This is a genomic window from Salmonella sp. SAL04157 (assembly GCF_046551635.1).
GTDB classification, from domain to species: domain Bacteria; phylum Pseudomonadota; class Gammaproteobacteria; order Enterobacterales; family Enterobacteriaceae; genus Salmonella; species Salmonella enterica.
In genome coordinates, this window is record NZ_JBGDVS010000004.1 from 293,269 (window position 1) to 312,190 (window position 18,922).

Annotated in this window: 17 protein-coding genes and 1 pseudogene; 8 read left to right on the forward strand and 10 right to left on the reverse strand. The window is 53.9% G+C overall.

All coding sequences use genetic code 11. From position 1 onward, the window contains the following. Positions 1–47: 47 nt before the first annotated feature. The 4 genes and pseudogenes from creD to creA all read right to left on the reverse strand — a co-directional run bounded on the left by creD (position 48) and on the right by creA (position 4,054). Positions 48–1,397, reverse strand: a pseudogene (creD, locus tag ACLJRE_RS11160) (cell envelope integrity protein CreD). Positions 1,398–1,454: 57 nt separating this feature from the next. Then, positions 1,455–2,879, reverse strand: a complete 1,425-nt coding sequence (creC, locus tag ACLJRE_RS11165; RefSeq protein ID WP_001219520.1) for a two-component system sensor histidine kinase CreC — start codon at positions 2,877–2,879, stop codon at positions 1,455–1,457. Further along, positions 2,879–3,568 (reverse strand): two-component system response regulator CreB, encoded by a 690-nt coding sequence (gene creB / locus ACLJRE_RS11170; protein WP_001187046.1) that lies wholly within the window; start codon positions 3,566–3,568, stop codon positions 2,879–2,881. The genes creC and creB overlap by 1 nt, the downstream gene beginning before the upstream one ends. Before the next feature lie 12 nt (positions 3,569–3,580). After that, positions 3,581–4,054, reverse strand: coding sequence for a protein CreA (gene creA, locus ACLJRE_RS11175; protein ID WP_000875811.1), 474 nt, complete (start codon positions 4,052–4,054; stop codon positions 3,581–3,583). Positions 4,055–4,265: 211 nt separating this feature from the next. On the opposite strand from creA, the gene robA reads away from it, so the two are divergent. Then, a complete protein-coding gene (robA, locus tag ACLJRE_RS11180; protein ID WP_000371685.1) occupies positions 4,266–5,135 on the forward strand; it encodes an MDR efflux pump AcrAB transcriptional activator RobA in 870 nt (289 codons plus the stop codon). Here robA and gpmB read toward each other — a convergent pair. After that, on the reverse strand, positions 5,132–5,779 hold the full coding sequence (gene gpmB / locus ACLJRE_RS11185) for a 2,3-diphosphoglycerate-dependent phosphoglycerate mutase GpmB (protein WP_000942363.1): 648 nt from the start codon (positions 5,777–5,779) through the stop codon (positions 5,132–5,134). The two genes, robA and gpmB, sit on opposite strands and share 4 nt — an antisense overlap. Positions 5,780–5,827: 48 nt before the next feature. On the opposite strand from gpmB, the gene yjjX reads away from it, so the two are divergent. Next, positions 5,828–6,343, forward strand: coding sequence for an inosine/xanthosine triphosphatase (yjjX, locus tag ACLJRE_RS11190; protein WP_000554308.1), 516 nt, complete (start codon positions 5,828–5,830; stop codon positions 6,341–6,343). A gap of 101 nt (positions 6,344–6,444) precedes the next feature. On the opposite strand, the gene trpR is transcribed toward yjjX, so the two are convergent. Next, positions 6,445–6,771, reverse strand: a complete 327-nt coding sequence (trpR, locus tag ACLJRE_RS11195) for a trp operon repressor (RefSeq protein WP_000192003.1) — start codon at positions 6,769–6,771, stop codon at positions 6,445–6,447. A 57-nt stretch (positions 6,772–6,828) separates the two neighbouring features. After that, complete coding sequence (sltY, locus tag ACLJRE_RS11200; RefSeq protein ID WP_000373272.1) at positions 6,829–8,766, reverse strand: murein transglycosylase; 1,938 nt, start codon at positions 8,764–8,766, stop codon at positions 6,829–6,831. 208 nt (positions 8,767–8,974) lie between these two features. Here sltY and ettA point away from each other — a divergent pair, with 208 nt between their 5' ends. After that, on the forward strand, positions 8,975–10,642 hold the full coding sequence (ettA, locus tag ACLJRE_RS11205) for an energy-dependent translational throttle protein EttA (protein WP_000046773.1): 1,668 nt from the start codon (positions 8,975–8,977) through the stop codon (positions 10,640–10,642). Between the two features lie 117 nt (positions 10,643–10,759). Here the strand turns inward: ettA and nadR are convergent, their stop codons facing one another. The 3 genes from nadR to serB all read right to left on the reverse strand — a co-directional run bounded on the left by nadR (position 10,760) and on the right by serB (position 14,577). Then, the gene (gene nadR / locus ACLJRE_RS11210; RefSeq protein WP_000093829.1) at positions 10,760–11,992 is read right to left on the reverse strand and encodes a multifunctional transcriptional regulator/nicotinamide-nucleotide adenylyltransferase/ribosylnicotinamide kinase NadR; all 1,233 of its coding nucleotides are present in this window, start codon (positions 11,990–11,992) and stop codon (positions 10,760–10,762) included. 150 nt (positions 11,993–12,142) lie between these two features. Beyond that, entirely contained in the window at positions 12,143–13,525 is a 1,383-nt protein-coding gene (radA, locus tag ACLJRE_RS11215; protein WP_001029710.1) for a DNA repair protein RadA, read from the reverse strand. 83 nt (positions 13,526–13,608) lie between these two features. Continuing rightward, positions 13,609–14,577 carry a phosphoserine phosphatase gene (gene serB, locus ACLJRE_RS11220; protein ID WP_001132983.1) on the reverse strand — a complete coding sequence of 323 codons (969 nt, stop codon included), beginning with the start codon at positions 14,575–14,577 and terminating at the stop codon, positions 13,609–13,611. A gap of 116 nt (positions 14,578–14,693) precedes the next feature. On the opposite strand from serB, the gene ACLJRE_RS11225 reads away from it, so the two are divergent. From ACLJRE_RS11225 to stjC, 5 genes are all read left to right on the forward strand, one after another. Next, on the forward strand, positions 14,694–15,338 hold the full coding sequence (locus tag ACLJRE_RS11225; RefSeq protein ID WP_000090067.1) for a YtjB family periplasmic protein: 645 nt from the start codon (positions 14,694–14,696) through the stop codon (positions 15,336–15,338). Positions 15,339–15,371: 33 nt separating this feature from the next. Further along, positions 15,372–16,388 carry a lipoate--protein ligase LplA gene (gene lplA, locus ACLJRE_RS11230; protein ID WP_001647421.1) on the forward strand — a complete coding sequence of 339 codons (1,017 nt, stop codon included), beginning with the start codon at positions 15,372–15,374 and terminating at the stop codon, positions 16,386–16,388. Between the two features lie 310 nt (positions 16,389–16,698). Beyond that, on the forward strand, positions 16,699–17,388 hold the full coding sequence (locus ACLJRE_RS11235; RefSeq protein WP_000734712.1) for a DUF1120 domain-containing protein: 690 nt from the start codon (positions 16,699–16,701) through the stop codon (positions 17,386–17,388). 47 nt (positions 17,389–17,435) lie between these two features. Continuing rightward, complete coding sequence (locus tag ACLJRE_RS11240; protein WP_000722272.1) at positions 17,436–18,125, forward strand: DUF1120 domain-containing protein; 690 nt, start codon at positions 17,436–17,438, stop codon at positions 18,123–18,125. Positions 18,126–18,202: 77 nt separating this feature from the next. Then, entirely contained in the window at positions 18,203–18,910 is a 708-nt protein-coding gene (gene stjC, locus ACLJRE_RS11245) for a fimbrial biogenesis chaperone StjC (protein ID WP_001112028.1), read from the forward strand. Positions 18,911–18,922: the final 12 nt, after the last annotated feature.

Below are 18,922 nucleotides of genomic sequence, written 5' to 3' on the forward strand. Positions count from 1 at the left end.
GTTTCTGGCGCTGCGCGGGAAAACGTTAACGCGCGCGCCCGTTAGATTTATTTCCACAAACGTAATTCGTCATCTTTTACTGGCGGTAATGACTTACGTTGCTGACAAGAGAGCGAATACCAGTCCAGATGGCGCGTCAGGAACATCACGCCGCCAAGCGCCAGTAGCAGAACGCCGGTACCCAGAAGCAACGAGCTATCTTCCGAACGCAGCAATCCCCACATCACGCCATCCAGCGCCAATAACGCTAACGTAAACAGCACGCTATTGCGCCATCCTTTCAGCACCGCCTGCAAATAAACGCTATTCATCAACGCGCCCACCAGGCTTGCGGCGATCCAGGCTGGCGTGAAACCGATATGTTCCGACAGTGCCAGCAACAGCAGGTAGAACATCACCAGCGATAACCCCACCAGCAGATACTGCATCGGGTGTAACCGCTGTCCCGTCAGGGTTTCGAAGACAAAGAAAGCCATAAACGTTAGCGTAATCAATAAAATGGCATATTTCGTCGCTCTGTCCGTCAGTTAATACTGATCGGCTGGCGTCGATACAGCGACGCTAAACGCCGGTAAGTTGTCCCAATCTACCTTTTGCGCATCAGCAAACCGTTCGCCGAGATTCGTGGCAAACCGGCTGGTTTGCCACTGGGCCTGAAATCCTGAACCGCTGATTTCGCGTTTACCGGGAAGAAAATCCCCCACAAAATTTGGGTGCGGCCAGTTGCTGGTCAGGGTCATTTCACTGCTACGCCCGACGGGAACCAGTGAAAAGCTGCCGGTTCCGCTTAAATTTAGCGACATCGCCAACGTCAGGTTGCGCGTCGCCCACTGACTGTCCGGCAGCGGGATATGAATGCCCTCTCTACTTTCCGGTAAGCCGGTCCCCGGTTCTACAGTGAGCGTTTCACCATTCACCTGCGGCGCTTTTACTGCGCTGATACCGCGCGCATCGCCGACGCCCACGACGATAAAGGGCTTTCCAAGGGTAATGTTCGGTCTGTTCAGCTCATGCAGACGGGCCACATCAAACTCCGCCTTTATCGCCATATCGGTATGCCACACCTGCCCCTGATAAATACCTATTTTTCGCGCTTCAACGTTTTGATTGCCTTCAACCAATAGCGACTCCGGCAGCCAAAAATAGAGATAGCTGCGCTTATACTGGACCTCTTTCTCTTCTTCCAGCACGGTATAGAGCTCTGTCACCGGAACCGCCACCAGCGGGCCGACAACCTTTTGTGGGCCGCTGGTACTCTGACGAATAGCAGCTTCTACATGGCTTCGATAATCAGCACGTTCCACGATGGTGTGCCGTACCATCATCAGGGGAATTAACAGCAGGATCATGGCGCCGCCTAACGTAATCATTTTCCACAACAGGGGGGATTTCAACATAGCGTTCTCCTTTGCAATGCCAGCAGTGTAAGAACGCGATGTGGGGAGAATTTGAAGTTATGTGAAGTGACGGTGAAGTGTCAACGAGGCCAGCACGCCGCCTTCGGGACGATTGCACAACGTCACCTCACCGTTGAGGAGTCGCGCCGCCTCGCTGACAAACGCCAGCCCAAGCCCGCTGCTTTTACGCCCGTTTTCACGGGGCAACGAATAGAATCGGTCGAAAATGCGCGGCAGCGCAAAATCAGGAATACCACAGCCGGAATCCGTCACCTGCAGGATCGCTTTCTCCCCCATCGGCTGAGCGCTTAATGTGATAACGCCATTTTCAGGCGTAAAGTCGATGGCATTGTCCAATACATTGCCCAGCGCCTGCGCCAGAAGCTCCGCGTCGGCGACGACAACCAGCGAGGAAGGCCGTAGAGTAAGCGTGATCTTTTTTGCCGCCAACTGAATACTGCGCGCCTCGCTAAGCTGCGTAAATAGCTCATCAACAGCAACCGGCGCGAGAGGGATATCCTGTCGGTTTTCCAGCCGCGCCTGGCGCAGCAGGGTCTCTACCAGCGCCTGCATTCGCATATTTTGCGCCAGTATATTCTCTGTAAAGCGGGTAATCACTTCCGCGGGCGGTCCTTCATGCAGAATCTCCGCCGCGCCGCGTATCGCCGCCAGCGGACTTTTCAGCTCATGAGTCAACGCATACACGTACTGCTCAATGTCATTCTTGCCTTCCAGCTTAATGCGCATACTCTCCAGCGCCTGCGCCAGTTTACGCAGCTCGCTGCTGCCTAATGCAGGTAACGCAAGCGGACGGTTTTCGGTGACAGAATCCGCATAGCGCGTCAACCGGGCGATGGAGCGGTTAATCCACCAGACCATCCCCGCGCCAATCGCCAGCGCAATCCCCAGTAAAACGGCGCTGGCCCACAGAATGCGCCGTTCGCTGCGCTTAATCACCGGCGCCATTGCCGCATTCGGTTTACCTACAGACAGGACGCCGATAATCCGTCCATCGCTGATTATCGGCGCGGCTACGTACATCACGGTGCTATTGGGATCGGCAGCATCTTTTGCCGTGCTGCGGGCGCCATACTGTCCGCGCAGCGTAAGCCAGACGTCATTCCAGCGAGAATAATCCTGCCCCACCGCTTTGTTTTCCGAATCAAACAACACCTTCCCCTGCGCATCCGTCATGTAGACATGGTATTCATTGCGCACTTTGACGATCCCGCTGATATTGGCGCGAAACGGGCGATGTTGCAGCTGGGCGAATGCCTTCGCCAACTGGCCGTCAGTCGGGTTGCCGGAAAGGAGATCGTCGCGGGCCAGCGCCGCCAGCAGCGTCGCGGTGTCAATCAGCGTCCCTTCCGTCGCGCGGCGGACGCCCGGCTTTATCTCCTGAACGAAGATAGACAGCACAAACACGGCGGCGACGGCGACAATAAGAAAGTAGCCCAGCAGCAAACGCATTCCGATGCGCATCAGACGCTCCTCAGGCTGTATCCCATTCCACGATGCGTGTTAATTGGCGAGAGATCCGGGTTGATCGCGCGTAGCTTAGCGCGCAGGGTTTTGATGTGTGTATCGACCGTCCGATCGAAGGTCTCCTGGGCATCAGACCAAACAATATCCATCAATTGCTGGCGCGAGTACACGCGCTCCGGCGACAGCAGCAGGGTTTTAAGGAGCAGAAACTCATAACGCGTCAGCGAGAGCGGCGTACCAAACCAGGCGATCTGCGCCGCCGGTTCATTGAGTTCAAAATGTCCGGTACGCACCACCGGCGACGGCGCAGCAAACTTTTTCACCCGGCGCAGCAGCGTGCGCACGCGGGCGCTCACTTCGCGCGGCGAGAACGGCTTGGCGACATAATCATCTGCGCCGATCTCCAGACCAAGCAATCGATCCACTTCATCGCTACGGGCAGTCAGGAAAAGAATCGGCAGCGCAGGATGGCGTTCCAGCAACTGCCGACACAGCTCAAAGCCGCTGATATCCGGTAGTCCCACATCGAGAATCACCGCATCCGGCCGTTGCTGACGCGCTTTTTCCAGCGCGGGCAGCCCGCGAGCGAATAGCTCAACGGTAAACCCTTCCAGTTGCAGGGTGTAGATGAGCGTATCGGCGATTCCCTGTTCATCCTCGACTAACCAGACCTGCGGTTGCTGCATACGCTTTCCCTGTTATTGTCGCCACGGCATGACCGGCACCGCGCTGATGGCGTTCTTCGGCGACCCGTCGACTACTTTGTCGGAGTAGGCCAGATACGCCAGCGTGTTGCGTTTCTCATCATAGAAACGCACGACCTGCAATGACTTAAATATCAATGAGGTGCGTTTTTTGAAAACCACCTCTCCCTGCGCCTTGCCGTTCTTAATTTTGTCGCTCAGTTCAATAGGCCCGACCTGCTGGCAAGAGATAGCGGCGTCAGACGTATCTTCCGCCAGCCCCAATCCGCCTTTTATGCCGCCCGTTTTCGCCCGGCTAACATAGCACGTCACGTTTTTGACATCAGGATCGTCAAAAGCTTCCACCACGATTTTATGGTCAGGACCGAACATTTTAAATACCGTATCGACTGAACCAATTTGTTCCGCGCGGGCGCTCTGCCCCAGCAGCAACAAAATTGAGAAAAGTACTAAGCTCTTGTATTTCATATTGTTACCATTCATAAAAGTTACGTTGCGTAATTATTAGACATTCTAAAATAAAATGGTTATAGATCACAGGATTAGAATAATTACCTGTCACGTTGCCTAAAAAAAGCATTTAAGCTCAAAAAAAACACTGAATGCTAAAAGAACAAAAAATGCTATTATCCTCTTACCTGATATCGGGTGCTCGTTGTTGAAAGGATGGGGATATTTTATGGATCAGGCTGGCATAATTCGCGACCTGTTAATCTGGCTGGAAGGTCATCTGGATCAGCCGCTGTCACTTGACAATGTGGCGGCAAAAGCAGGCTATTCCAAGTGGCACCTGCAGAGAATGTTTAAGGACGTGACGGGCCACGCCATTGGCGCTTACATCCGCGCCCGTCGTTTATCGAAATCAGCAGTGGCGCTGCGTTTGACCGCGCGTCCAATTCTGGATATTGCTCTTCAGTACCGCTTCGATTCTCAGCAAACCTTTACGCGCGCCTTTAAGAAACAGTTTTCCCAGACGCCAGCGCTGTATCGTCGCTCCTCGGAATGGAGCGCCTTTGGCATTCGCCCGCCATTACGGCTGGGCGAGTTTACCGTGCCGGAACATCAGTTCGTTACGCTGGAAGATACGCCGCTCCTTGGCGTCACGCAGAGCTATTCCTGCTCGCTGGAACAGATTTCCGACTTCCGCCACGAAATGCGCGTGCAATTCTGGCATGATTTCCTCGGTCATTCGCCAACTATTCCGCCAGTGCTTTATGGGCTTAATGAAACGCGCCCCAGCATGGAGAAAGACGATGAGCAGGAAGTATTCTATACCACCGCACTGCCGCAAGAGCAGGCCGATGGCTATGTTCAGTCGGCGCATCCCGTGCTGTTGCAGGGCGGTGAATACGTCATGTTCACCTATGAAGGGTTAGGAACCGGCGTGCAGGATTTTATCCTGACCGTTTACGGCACCTGTATGCCAATGCTGAATCTGACCCGTCGTAAAGGACAGGATATAGAGCGATACTACCCGTCAGAAGATACCAAAACCGGCGATCGCCCTATCAACCTGCGCTGCGAATTTCTGATCCCGATTCGTCGTTAACGCTGTAGCTCATCCAATGCAGGGGCGTCCAGATGCGAAACGTCCCCTGCGGTTTCTACCACCCACCCAGACGCCAGCCACTGACTTTCCTGGTAATCGATGCGGGAAATAGAGCAGTTGCGCAAACGTAACCGGCGTTCCGCCCAGGCGGGTAGTCCCAGTATAGTACTGACCAGACAGCCCAACGCGATACCGTGACTGACCAATAAAGGTCGGCTGCCCTGCGGTAGCTCCAGACAGGACGCCAGCGCGGCATGAACGCGATCGCTCAACTCCTGCATTGATTCCCCACCGGGAATGCGGCCATCCTGCGTGCCGTTGACTAACTGACGACGCCAGCCCTCTTCTTCTTCCGTCAGCGAATCGATCTGGCGCTTTTCCAGCACGCCCATATCCAGCTCGCGCAGGCGGGAGTCAAAGGTGATATCACACCCGCACGCCTGGGCGATAATCTCCGCCGTGCGTTTTGTGCGGCCTAAATCGCTGCTGATGATATGGGTGATGCCGAGGCTGCGGGCGCGTTCTCCTACCTGCATGGCCTGCTGCTCGCCTTTTGCTGTCAGGGGACTGTCCGATTGGCCCTGAATACGTCGCTCGGCGTTCCACTGCGTTTCACCGTGGCGAACAAGGTATACCTGTAACATGTTTTTTTTCCGTTATACTGCGATAAATTTTTAAAACTGAGCTTAATTATGCACCAGGTTATCTCTGCGACCACCAATCCTGCCAAAATTCAGGCAATTCTACAGGCATTTGAAGAGATTTTCGGCGAAGGATCGTGCCATATTACGCCCGTCGCCGTCGAGAGCGGCGTACCGGAGCAGCCCTTCGGAAGCGAGGAAACGCGTGCTGGCGCACGAAATCGCGTGGATAATGCGCGACGCCTGCATCCACAAGCTGATTTCTGGGTAGCCATTGAAGCCGGAATTGACGATGACGCCACCTTCAGTTGGGTGGTGATTGATAACGGCGTTCAGCGCGGTGAAGCGCGATCGGCCACGCTGCCGCTGCCCGCCGTCATTCTCGACAGAGTCCACCAGGGGGAAGCGCTTGGCCCGGTGATGTCGCAGTACACAGGTATTGACGAGATTGGTCGCAAAGAGGGCGCCATTGGCGTATTTACCGCCGGAAAATTAACGCGCTCCAGCGTTTACTACCAGGCGGTGATCCTGGCGTTAAGCCCGTTTCATAACGCGGTGTATCGATAATTATTTGCGCTATGTTGTAGGCCTGATAAGCACAGCGCCATCAGGCATTTCGCGGCGATGTCGCCGGATGGCCGCTTCGCCTTATCCGGCCTACGAGCAAATCAGGCGTTTTTCAGCAGTACATTCTCAAGCCAATGACGCAGTTCAACCGGCGCGGATTTCAGGCTGTTTGACCCGCGCGTGATGGTGGCGATGCCCGCCCCCAGCTCGGTTTTCAACTCGCGCTGGCTCATTTCGCCACGCAGCAACTCCTCAATAATGCGCACGCGCGTTCCCAGCGCTTCACGCTCGTCCGGCGTAAGCATCAGTTGTAATAAAGGCAGATGCAGATCCTCTGCATATGCCTGACGGAGTAACTCCACAAAACGAAGCCACTCCTGATTACGTTGTTCGGCGATAGCCGATGAATAAGGGGAATGCTGGGTCATGTTATACCGCCGTTTGTACTGTTACACGAGTACAAATGATAACATAACCCGTCTGCATTAATACCGCCGCTGCCACTCAGAGTCGCTCATTAAGGCCTCTTTCTGCCCCATAAAGTGGCGATAGTAAGCGTCATAGGCCAGAACGTTTTTCACGTAGCCGCGCGTTTCCGAAAAGGGAATGCTTTCGACAAACGCTACGGCATCGATACGCCCGGCGCTATTGCCAAGCCAGGTGCGCACGCGTCCCGGCCCGGCGTTATACGCCGCCGAGGCGAAAATACGGTTATTACCAAACTGCTGATAGACATACTGCAAATAGCTGGTGCCAATGTTGATGTTGGTCTCCGGCTCCAGCAGTTGACCGGGGCCGCGGTAGTCCGGAATCGAAAACATTTTCACCGTATGGGTGGCCGTTCCCGGCATAATCTGCATTAAGCCGCTGGCCCCTACCGGCGATTTTACTTTCGGGTTCCAGGCGCTCTCCTGGCGGGCAATCGCCATGGCATAGCTTTGTGAGATATCTTTTCCGCGGGTATAGCGGGTAAAAAGATCGTTATACGCCAGCGGGAAACGCTCCTCCAGATGATCCCACAGTTTTCCGGCGATCGTCGCCTGTACGCTCAGATCCCACCAGTGCTGGTTAAACGCATAGCGCGCCAGCTGCGCCTGTTCAGATTTACTACGGCTTTTTACCAGATTCGCCCATTCGCTGCGCGCCGTGTTATCCAGGTTCCAGTACATCAGCTCCCGTACACGCGCCATCTCAGGCCCCTGCGTCAACGCGCTGTTTACGTTGGCGGGCGCTTTATCGATTTTAAGCGTGTACTCTTCGCCTAAACGCTGCGCCGCGACCATCGGATAAAAACCGCGCTTCTGCATTAAAGCATGAAGGATCTCTTTCGCTTCGGCGTCACGACCGCGCTCCAGCAATAAATCCGCCTGCCAGTAACGCCACTCGTCTTTCTCTTTCGCCTCCATTGGCAGTCGGGCAAGCCAGGTATTGAGACCGCGACGATCGCCCATCCCCAGCGCCATACGCACGCGCCGCTCGATAAGCGACGTCGATTGCGAGCGCATAATCGCGTCATCGCGCCATTTCGCCTGCGCATCGGTCACATCGTTGCCCATCAGTCGCCAGGCAACGATATCGCGCAGCGCCTGCGTTTGTTCCTCATTAAGTTTCTGCGCCTGTACCAGCGAGGGGATCATCAGACGCGCATTTTCCGCGTCCTGGCGGGCGACGCTGGCAAACGCGACTTCCGCCATCTGGCGGGTAAAATCGGTGGCGCCGGTGGTGCGTGCGAAGGTCAACACGTTATTAGGGTCATTAGCCAGGGTAATGATCGCTGAGGCGATCGTTTGATATTCCGCCGGCATCTGTCCGGCCAGCACCGTAACCAACCCCGTATTCCCGGCTTTCATCGCCAGCCGAATACGTTCCAGATACGCCAGCGGGTCTTGCTTGCCGGAGGCCCGCCAAACGCTGAAAAGTTTATCGCAGGCATTCGGCTGACTTTTGCCGGTCAGCCAAAGGTCTTTCGCGCCCTGCCAGGCCGCTTCCGTTTGCCCGGTACTCCATTTCGCGTAGTAATAGTTACATTGCGCTTCCGTGGTGCCGGGTTTCTCCGGGCTAAACGCCAGCAAGCCGCGCCAGTCTTCACGACGCGCCAGCTCATTGACGAAGCGTGATTGCAGCGTACGCGCAGGCGGAAGCGTAGGATTGGCGCGCACAAACTGCGTGACAGCAATCGCCGGTTGGTTCATCAAATCGTCGGTGATCTTACGGTATTCCAGATACGGGTAGAGCGGATAATCTTTCAGACCCGGCATCATCTGCTCTACCACATCCATCTGGCGGTTGTCCCAGGCCTGCTTAATCTGCGCATAGCGGTTACGCTGCTCTTCCAGTGAGTCGGCCCGCGCGAGGTGACAAAAGGTCAGCAGGCATACGCTGGCGGCGACGAGACGCCAGACAAATGGTTTGGCTCTATCCACAAGCACTTCCTCAATTGTTATCCAATGCAGCATCATGCCGCGTAATGAATTTATGCTAACCAGTCATAGCCATTTGCGCCACGTTACGGACACTTTTTTACTTTTATTGCGAGTGCGATCTGCTGGCTGGGCTTAGGCAGGGAAAAAGGCTACACTTCGCCTTTGACATCTATTCACCATCACGATAAACATAGAGGCGAAGTCCAACGTGGCTCAATTCGTTTATACCATGCATCGTGTCGGCAAAGTGGTTCCGCCGAAACGTCATATTCTGAAAAACATCTCGCTGAGCTTCTTCCCTGGCGCCAAAATCGGCGTGCTGGGCCTTAACGGCGCCGGTAAGTCTACCCTGCTGCGCATCATGGCGGGTCTCGATAAAGATATCGAGGGCGAAGCGCGCCCGCAGCCCGGCATTAAGATTGGCTACCTGCCGCAGGAACCTCAGCTAAACCCGGAACACACGGTACGCGAGTCGATTGAAGAGGCCGTTTCGGAAGTGGTTAACGCCCTCAAACGTCTGGATGAAGTGTACGCGCTGTACGCCGATCCGGATGCCGACTTCGACAAGCTGGCCGCAGAGCAAGGCCGGCTTGAAGAGATTATCCAGGCGCACGACGGTCATAACCTGAACGTGCAGCTTGAGCGCGCAGCTGACGCCCTGCGTCTGCCGGACTGGGATGCCAAAGTCGAAAAACTGTCCGGCGGCGAGCGCCGTCGCGTGGCGCTGTGCCGTCTGTTGCTGGAAAAGCCGGATATGCTGCTGCTCGACGAACCCACCAACCACCTGGATGCCGAATCTGTTGCATGGCTGGAACGTTTCCTGCACGACTTCGAAGGCACGGTCGTGGCGATTACCCACGACCGTTACTTCCTCGATAACGTCGCCGGTTGGATTCTGGAACTTGACCGCGGCGAAGGTATTCCGTGGGAAGGCAACTACTCCTCCTGGCTGGAGCAGAAAGATCAGCGTCTGGCGCAGGAAGCGTCTCAGGAAGCAGCTCGCCGTAAATCCATTGAGAAAGAGCTGGAGTGGGTGCGTCAGGGCGCGAAAGGCCGTCAGTCGAAAGGTAAGGCGCGTCTGGCTCGCTTTGAAGAACTGAACAGCGTTGAGTATCAGAAACGTAACGAAACCAACGAACTGTTTATTCCACCAGGACCGCGTCTGGGCGACAAAGTCATTGAAGTCAGCAACCTGCGTAAATCCTACGGCGACCGCGTACTGATCGATGACCTGAGCTTCTCGGTGCCGAAAGGCGCTATCGTCGGGATCATCGGGCCAAACGGCGCGGGTAAATCGACCCTGTTCCGCATGATGTCCGGTCAGGAGCAGCCTGATAGCGGCACCATTACGCTGGGTGAAACCGTCAAGCTGGCCTCGGTCGATCAGTTCCGCGACGCGATGGACAACAGCAAAACCGTCTGGGAAGAAGTGTCCGGCGGGCTGGATATCATGAAGATCGGCAACACTGAAATGCCAAGCCGCGCCTATGTAGGCCGCTTCAACTTCAAAGGCGTCGATCAGGGCAAACGCGTTGGCGAACTGTCCGGCGGTGAGCGCGGTCGTTTGCACCTGGCGAAGCTGCTGCAGGTGGGCGGCAACGTCCTGCTGCTCGACGAACCGACGAACGACCTGGATATCGAAACCCTGCGCGCGCTGGAAAACGCCCTGCTGGAGTTCCCTGGCTGCGCGATGGTTATCTCGCACGACCGTTGGTTCCTTGACCGTATCGCCACCCACATTCTGGATTATCAGGATGAAGGTAAGGTGGAATTCTTCGAAGGTAACTTTACCGAATACGAAGAGTACAAGAAACGCACGCTGGGCGCCGAGGCGCTGGAGCCGAAGCGTATCAAGTACAAGCGTATTGCCAAATAAATGTCTGAATGCCGGGTGGCGCTTGCGCTTACCCGGCCTACAAACCCAGCGATTCCAGTACGTTGTGAAACTGTAGGCCTGATAAGACGCGGTAAGCGTCGCATCAGGCATTGGTTCTTATCCCTGCTCGCCCATCATCTCTTTCACCAGTTCCACACAGCGCAAAAAGCGGCCATCGTAATCAGCCTCTTTAACGTGAACGAACTCAATGTTGTTCTCTTTCAGCATCTCGACCAGCAGGTTCTGGAACGCTTTGCGATCCACTGAACTGCCCAGACTTCGCAGTCCGTCAGCTACCCACGGCGTATTATTCTCCAGCAAAATCACCAGGTCGAAGCGATACTCGTCGATCAGCGCCTGGACAAAGGGATGCTCGCGCCCTTCGTATTTTTTGCAAAATGCCTGGGTGGTGACGAAATCGGTATCGATAAACGCCACTTTATTCGCATATTTCACTGCAAAATCAATATATTGTGCATGACCCAGCGCGATTTTATCGTAATCGGAATACTGTAACGCCATCTCATCGCCGCCCAGATGCGAAAAGACATAGTCGCGGCCATATTCCCAGGCGCTGGTGGTATTAAAAATATTGGCGAGCTTATTGACCAGCGTAGACTTGCCGCTTGATTCCCCGCCCAGTATAGCGACGGTACGCACGAAAAACGGCTTCACTTCGGTAGGAATATATTCCCAGTAACGAAACGGATTTTCGCGGATTTGCGCCCCGCTGATATTCATAAACGTGCGTTCAGGATCGACCAGCACCGTCTCAATCCCTAAATGCTCAAGATACTGCGGCGCATCAGCCTCTTCGGAAGTGTAGATCCAGCTCGGCTGTATTCCCTTCTCTGCCATAAACGCTTTAATGCCGTTGCTCCAGACGTCCCAGCCATGCGGATAAGGCTCCATCCCCTCTTCATTAAAGGCGTGGATGCGAATATTTTTTTGGTATTTGAAGGTTTGCAATAACCAGCGCAGGCGATCCGACACGGTGGGCTGCTGCGACATGGCGCTATCCTCAAACAGCCCGCGGTCGCGCGTATCGTCATATCCCATAATGATGTGCAGCTCATCCACCTGGCTACAGGCCCGCTGGATCAAGTAGATGTGTCCGGTATGCAATGGATAAAATTTACCGAACACCACGCCAATGTTTTTCTGTCGGCGGGGAAACTCCAGCCCGAGAAAACGGTGTAGCGCCTCCAGTTTTTGCGCGCTGGGGCTTTTGATTTTGGCGTTAAGTAACTGACTCAGATACCCCTTGGTCATACCGCTGGCGTCAGCCACCTGTTGCAGAGTGCAACCTTGCTGCTTAATCGCGGTTTTGAGATAGTCGAACGATGACACAAGAGCCTCCTGCTGGAAAAATCGCATAACACTGCCTGATGGCGCTTCGCTTATCAGGCCTACAACATCAATCCGTATCAATCCGTAGGCCGGATAAGACGCATTGCATCGCCATCCGGCAAATTATACAACATCGCTGCATACAGCGAATTATAAGTCGTCAAACACGCTTAACGCATCTGCGAGCTTTTTAACACCGAACACCTGCATTCCTTCCGGCGGCTTTTTCGGTACGTTGGCGGCAGGCACAATCGCCCGACGAAAACCGTGTTTCGCCGCCTCGGAAATACGCTCCTGCCCGCTCGGCACCGGACGAATCTCGCCTGCCAGCCCCACTTCGCCAAACACCACCAGATCCTGCGGCAACGGCCTGTCACGCAGGCTGGAGACCATCGCCAGCAGTAAAGCCAGATCCGCGCTGGTTTCGGTGACTTTCACGCCGCCGACCACGTTGACGAAGACGTCCTGATCCGACATTTGCAGACCGCCGTGTCGGTGCAGCACCGCCAGCAGGATTGCCAGACGGTTTTGTTCCAGACCGACCGCCACGCGCCTGGGGTTCGCCATCATCGAGTGATCGACCAGCGCCTGAATCTCCACCAGCAACGGTCGCGTACCTTCCCAGACGACCATCACTGAACTGCCGGAAGTGACCTCATCGCCACGGCTTAAAAAGATGGCGGACGGATTGCTCACTTCGCGCAACCCCTGTTCGGTCATGGCGAAGACGCCCAGCTCATTGACTGCGCCAAAGCGGTTTTTGTGGCTGCGCAGCGTGCGGAAACGAGAATCGGCGTCGCCGTCGAGCAATACTGAGCAATCGATACAGTGTTCCAGCACTTTCGGCCCCGCCAGCGACCCGTCTTTGGTGACGTGGCCGACCATCACGATCGCCACGCCGCGCGTTTTGGCGAAGCGCGTCAGGTAGGCTGCCGTTTCGCGGACCTGAGCGACACTGCCCGGCGACGACTGGATGTCCGCCATATGCATCACCTGTATGGAGTCGATCACCATCAGTTTCGGCTGTTCTTCTTCGGCAATCAGGCAAATTTGTTCGATGCTGGTTTCCGACAGCATATTCAGATTCGCCGTCGGCAGGCCAAGCCGATGCGCGCGCATCGCCACCTGCTGTAGCGACTCTTCGCCGGTGACGTACAGCGTTTTCATCTGCTCGGCAAGCTTGCACAGCGTTTGCAGCAGCAACGTTGATTTGCCCGCGCCGGGGTTACCGCCAATCAAAATGGCGCTGCCGGGTACCACCCCGCCGCCCAGCACGCGGTCAAACTCTTTAAAACCGGTAGAAAAGCGCGGCAGTTCCTCAAGACTGATGTCAGACAGTTTCTGCACTTTTGATACGCCCGCACTGCCGGCGTATCCGCTCAGACGTTCGTTACGCGCCACCGTCGGCGATGCGGCAAGGCGCACCTCGGTAATGGTGTTCCAGGCATGGCAGGCGCTGCATTGCCCCTGCCAGCGCGGGTAATCGGCACCACATTCATTACAAACAAAGGCGCGTTTTGGAGCTTTTGCCACGTTTTACCTCTTTCGTTAACGCTGTTGCCGGATGGCGCTGACGCTTATCCGGCCTACGGTCGCCTTGCCATTGGGCAGGTTAATCATTTCTGGTTCATGCTGCCGGAGAGAATGCAAAACACGCCCATCAGGTCAGCGTGGCGGATCGTAATCTCCGTCTTTTCGTTTACTTTTGGCTTGGCATGGAAGGCAATACCTAACCCTGCCGCTTTGATCATTGGCAGATCGTTAGCGCCGTCGCCAATCGCCACCGTCTGCGCCAGCGGGATATCATGCTCTTGCGCCAGACGAAGCAAGGTATTGGCTTTATACTCAGCATCCACAATATCGCCGATAACGTGACCGGTAAATTTACCGTCCATGATCTCCAGCTCATTGGCGACCGCCGCCGTCAGACGTAGCTGGTCACGCAGATAGTCGGCGAAGAAAGTGAAGCCGCCGGAGGCGATAGCGATTTTCCAGCCAAGCGCTTCCAGTTTTAGCACCAACTGCGTTAATCCTGGCATTAGCGGCAGATTCCCGCGCACCTGGCGCAAAATATCGGCATCCGCGCCTTTCAGCGTCGCCACGCGGCTACGCAGGCTGGCGGTAAAATCAAGCTCGCCGCGCATCGCGCGCTCCGTCACTTCAGCCACCTTCTCACCGGTACCAGCCAGCTTAGCGATTTCATCGATACACTCAATCTGGATCGCCGTGGAATCCATATCCATCACCAGCAGCCCCGGCGTGCGCAGATGCGGAATTTTACCCAGCGGCGCGACATCCAGCTGCGCCTCATGCGCCAGCCGCGTCGCACGCGGCGTCAGCGACCCCGCCAGACGAATGACCTGATAATCCTCCACGCACCAGGCGGCGACAATCACCATTGCGGCGCCCAGTTTGGTCTGATATTGAGTTAAACGCTGCTTATCCAGCCCGCGCCCATACAGCAGCCAACCGCTGCGGCCTGCATGGTAATCCAGAGGCATCACCTCGTCGCCGCTTAAAGAAAGAGGCAAACCAGGCCATAAAGAGACATCTTCAGGCAGATCGCACCAGGTAATGTTAGGCATTAAAGCTCCTGTAAATCGTTCAGGCCGGTAACCGCCCCGCGGAAAATAACGCATGAGGCTACCTTGTAACCATCGCTTCTGGCAACATTAAGCCTCAAATTTTCAGCAGGTGGAATATGGCTCGCGCAAAACTGAAATTTCGGCTGCATCGTGCAGTCATTGTATTGTTCTGTCTCACACTGCTCGTCGCGCTTATGCAGGGCGCGTCCTGGTTTAGTCAAAACCACCAGCGACAGCGCAATCCGCAGCTGGAAGAGCTGGCCCGCACGCTGGCGCGCCAGGTGACGCTCAACATCGCCCCGCTGATGCGCAGCGAAACACCGGATGAAAATCGCATCAATGCCGTGCTGCGTCAGCTCACGCAAGAGAGCCGTATTCTGGATGCCGGCGTCTATGATGAACAGGGCGATCTTATTACTCGCGCTGGCGAAAGCGTCAACGTGCGCGACAGGCTGGCGCTGGATGGCAAAAAAGCGGGCAGCTATTTTAACCAACAAATTGTCGAGCCTATCCAGGGCAAAAACGGCCCATTGGGCTACCTGCGTCTGACGCTGGATACCCACACGCTGGCCACCGAAGCAAAGCAGGTCGATAACACCACCAACATTCTACGCCTGATGCTGCTACTCTCGCTGGCGATAGGCGTGGTGCTGACGCGCACCTTGCTACAAGGTAAACGCACCCGCTGGCAGCAGTCCCCCTTCCTGTTAACGGCCAGCAAGCCTGTTCCGGAAGAGGAAGAGCGTGAGGAAAAAGAGTAAAATGACGGCTTAATAAAGGTAAGGAAAACCACCATGACTACATTACGCCTGCTTATTTCTGACTCTTACGATCCCTGGTTTAACCTGGCGGTCGAGGAGTGCATTTTCCGCCAGATGCCCGCCACCCAGCGCGTGCTGTTCCTGTGGCGCAACGCGGATACGGTGGTCATTGGACGCGCGCAAAACCCGTGGAAAGAGTGTAATACGCGGCGTATGGAAGAAGATAACGTCCGTCTGGCCCGCCGTAGCAGCGGCGGCGGCGCGGTATTCCATGACCTCGGTAATACCTGTTTTACCTTTATGGCCGGTAAACCGGAATACGATAAAACCATCTCCACCCATATTGTGCTCGCGGCGCTGAATTCACTGGGGGTCATGGCCGATGCTTCGGGACGCAACGATCTGGTCGTAAAAACGCCGGACGGCGATCGCAAAGTCTCCGGTTCAGCCTATCGCGAAACCAAAGATCGCGGTTTCCATCACGGTACGCTGCTATTGAACGCCGACCTCAGCCGTCTGGCGAACTATCTGAATCCCGATAAAAAGAAACTTGCGGCGAAAGGGATTACCTCCGTTCGCTCCCGCGTGGCTAATCTTACCGAGCTATTACCGGGTATCACCCATCAACAGGTCTGCCAGGCGGTCACGGAAGCCTTTTTCGCTCATTACGGCGAACGTGTCGACGCGGAAGTGATTTCACCGGATAAAACGCCGGATCTGCCGAATTTTGCCGAAACCTTTGCGCGCCAGAGCAGTTGGGAGTGGAATTTCGGCCAGGCACCGGCGTTCAGCCATCTGCTGGACGAACGCTTCACCTGGGGCGGCGTCGAGCTGCATTTTGACGTCGAGAAAGGTCATATCACCCGTGCGCAGGTGTTTACCGATAGCCTGAACCCGGCACCGCTGGAAGCGCTGGCGGGGCGACTGCAAGGGTGTTTGTACCGCGCGGATATGCTGCAACAGGCGTGCGAAGCGTTACTGGTTGATTTCCCGGAGCAGGAAAAAGAACTGCGGGAATTATCGGCGTGGATTGCCGGAGCAGTGCGCTAAATGAATAATATCAGAGAGATGAATGTGTCTCTGATATTATTTAAACATAACAACATATTCTGAAAAATGAGCGAATAGCACAAATAGTTAAAACACACTCGCCAACTACTATAATCTTTAAAATTAATATTATTCCCCCGCACTTCATAAACCCAGCGAATTATAAACCTTTTATCATCACCAATGATGATTAAAGTTTTTCTTAAGCAAGATTTAATTTTATTAAATTTACAACCTATCATTCTCTTCATAGAATCCCGGCGCGCATTACATGTTCTTTGGAAATATACTTAATCGTTAGGGATTACTGATGAAAAAATTATTAATAGCGACCTCTGTCGTAATAGGATTATCAACTTCAGCGCAAGCGGTTGAATCCACTGCTGTATTAAAACTGACTGGCGTTTTAACCAACGGCGCATGTATACCAGAGTTAAGTGATGGTGGGGTTGTAGATTTCGGTACTAAGGCCGTTAGCGATCTGCTGCCAACTGAGACGAATCAACTGGGATACAAAGATATAACACTCACGATTCAGTGTCTTGCACCGGCAAAAGTTGGCTGGACCGCTACCGATAATCATGCCGATTCGGTAACATCATTGACTATCGATGACGCAACATTTAGACATCAGAACAATAGAATACCAAACTATCAGCTAGGTCTGGGTAAAACAGCAGGTGGTATCAACATTGGTTCATTCGGCCTCTCTATGGACTTGAATAATGCGACCGCCGATGGAATTCAGACGAAAATGGTAGCGTCAAGTAGTAATAATCCAGATTTGTGGGCTATCACAGGAAACGAATTCGTTGCGCTTACAAATACATTTCCAAATATCACTACATATAGTGTCGGCGATGAAAATGGCCCCGCCGCTTTTACCATTGCAACATTTCCTATACGCGTAGCTGCCGCTATACAGGGAACGGACACACTGGCTATTACCGATAACACCACGCTTGATGGTCAGGCGACCTTTACACTCGTATATCTGTAACTCCAGCATTCACATGGAATATTCAACACCTCTTTAATGGAACTATAATGAAAAAAATTTTGCTTATTACTGCAATTGCAGCAGCCTTTGCTACAACCAGCGTGAATGCTGACACCACCGCCGTATTAAAAGTCACCGGTCAACTGATTGTTGGCGGTTGTACCCCAGAACTCAGCGACGGCGGCGTGGTTGATTACGGTACTATCCGCCTCGCCACACTTTCCGCAACCGATGTAAACCAACTGGGCACTAAAGATGTCTCTCTGAGTATCTCTTGTCCATCTGCAACCAAAGCAGCCTGGACTATTACCGATGACCGTGCGGACACCCACCCAGGCGCATCCGTTATCTCCATAGCCAATGGCAATATGACTAATGGTATAGTATCTGATACCACAATGTCCTACGGCGTTGGCAAAACAACCGAAGGTGTAAAAATCGGCGCGTTCTCTATTTATACCGATACCGCGAACGTTACCGCTGATGGTGTAAAATCTGACGCTATCTCAGGAACCGTTGATAGCCCAGTCTGGCAGAAGTCCACCACCGGGATTATCAAAAACGGCAATATGGAAATGTTTACCGTTGCTACAAAAGGCACCACCGAACCAGTTCCGTATACTCTTGCCATTTTCCCGCTGAAAACCTCACTGGCCATTCAGGATACTGCAACGCTGGCCATTACTGATGATACTGTTCTGGATGGTCAGGCAACCATCACGCTTAAATATCTCTGATCCAGACCGTATAAAAAGGTTATTGATCTGTCTCCCTTATTATGGGGAGACAGATTAAAATTAAAGGACTAATTCTGATGCCAGCAGTGACTAAACTTCCATTATTATTACTCAGCGTCCCCTTTGTTTTTTCAGCACTCTTTTCACAGGCTAACGCTGCCGGCATGGTACCGGAAACTACGCTACTGGTGATTGAAGAATCCACACACAGCGGCGTAATGAATGTTAAAAACACCGACAGCAATCCGGCTTTGTTATATACCACCGTCGTTGATTTACCTGACGACAATGGTGTGAAACTGGATGTCACTCAACCGGTTGTTCGCGTTGAAGCAGGCCAGCAGCAGCAACTACGCTTTATTATGGAAAGCACGGAACCGCTCACCGTCGAGCACTATAAACGCGTCACGTTTGAAGGTATTCCTCCGAAATCTACCAATAAGGGAATGAAAATAGGTTTTAATCTACGCCAGGATTTGCCGGTATTAATTCGTCCTAAAAATCTACCGGTCGTTACTGATGCCTGGAAATTATTAACCTGGTCCAGAAACGGACAAACAATCAACGTCAAAAATCCGTCTCCCTACGTTGTACGTTTAGCCCAAAATATTACCTTCTTACCTTCCGGGGGCGAAGGCACGATTAAAAAAACCTATATTCTGCCCGGCGAAACATTGAACGTCAGTATAAAAACGCCCCTTGCTGCTGATACATCCGTACGTTTTTACCCTGCCAGCCGTTACGGCATTGAAGTCCCCAGCTTTACCTCACCGCTGGTGCCGTGATGAGAGCTAGCA

Coding starts and splice junctions, on each gene's coding strand:
- creC (WP_001219520.1), bottom strand. CDS start 2,879: ATGCGCATCGGAATGCGTTTGCTGCTGGGCTACTTTCTTATTGTCGCC.
- creB (WP_001187046.1), bottom strand. CDS start 3,568: ATGCAGCAACCGCAGGTCTGGTTAGTCGAGGATGAACAGGGAATCGCC.
- creA (WP_000875811.1), bottom strand. CDS start 4,054: ATGAAATACAAGAGCTTAGTACTTTTCTCAATTTTGTTGCTGCTGGGG.
- robA (WP_000371685.1), top strand. CDS start 4,266: ATGGATCAGGCTGGCATAATTCGCGACCTGTTAATCTGGCTGGAAGGT.
- gpmB (WP_000942363.1), bottom strand. CDS start 5,779: ATGTTACAGGTATACCTTGTTCGCCACGGTGAAACGCAGTGGAACGCC.
- yjjX (WP_000554308.1), top strand. CDS start 5,828: ATGCACCAGGTTATCTCTGCGACCACCAATCCTGCCAAAATTCAGGCA.
- trpR (WP_000192003.1), bottom strand. CDS start 6,771: ATGACCCAGCATTCCCCTTATTCATCGGCTATCGCCGAACAACGTAAT.
- serB (WP_001132983.1), bottom strand. CDS start 14,577: ATGCCTAACATTACCTGGTGCGATCTGCCTGAAGATGTCTCTTTATGG.
- ACLJRE_RS11225 (WP_000090067.1), top strand. CDS start 14,694: ATGGCTCGCGCAAAACTGAAATTTCGGCTGCATCGTGCAGTCATTGTA.
- lplA (WP_001647421.1), top strand. CDS start 15,372: ATGACTACATTACGCCTGCTTATTTCTGACTCTTACGATCCCTGGTTT.
- ACLJRE_RS11235 (WP_000734712.1), top strand. CDS start 16,699: ATGAAAAAATTATTAATAGCGACCTCTGTCGTAATAGGATTATCAACT.
- ACLJRE_RS11240 (WP_000722272.1), top strand. CDS start 17,436: ATGAAAAAAATTTTGCTTATTACTGCAATTGCAGCAGCCTTTGCTACA.
- stjC (WP_001112028.1), top strand. CDS start 18,203: ATGCCAGCAGTGACTAAACTTCCATTATTATTACTCAGCGTCCCCTTT.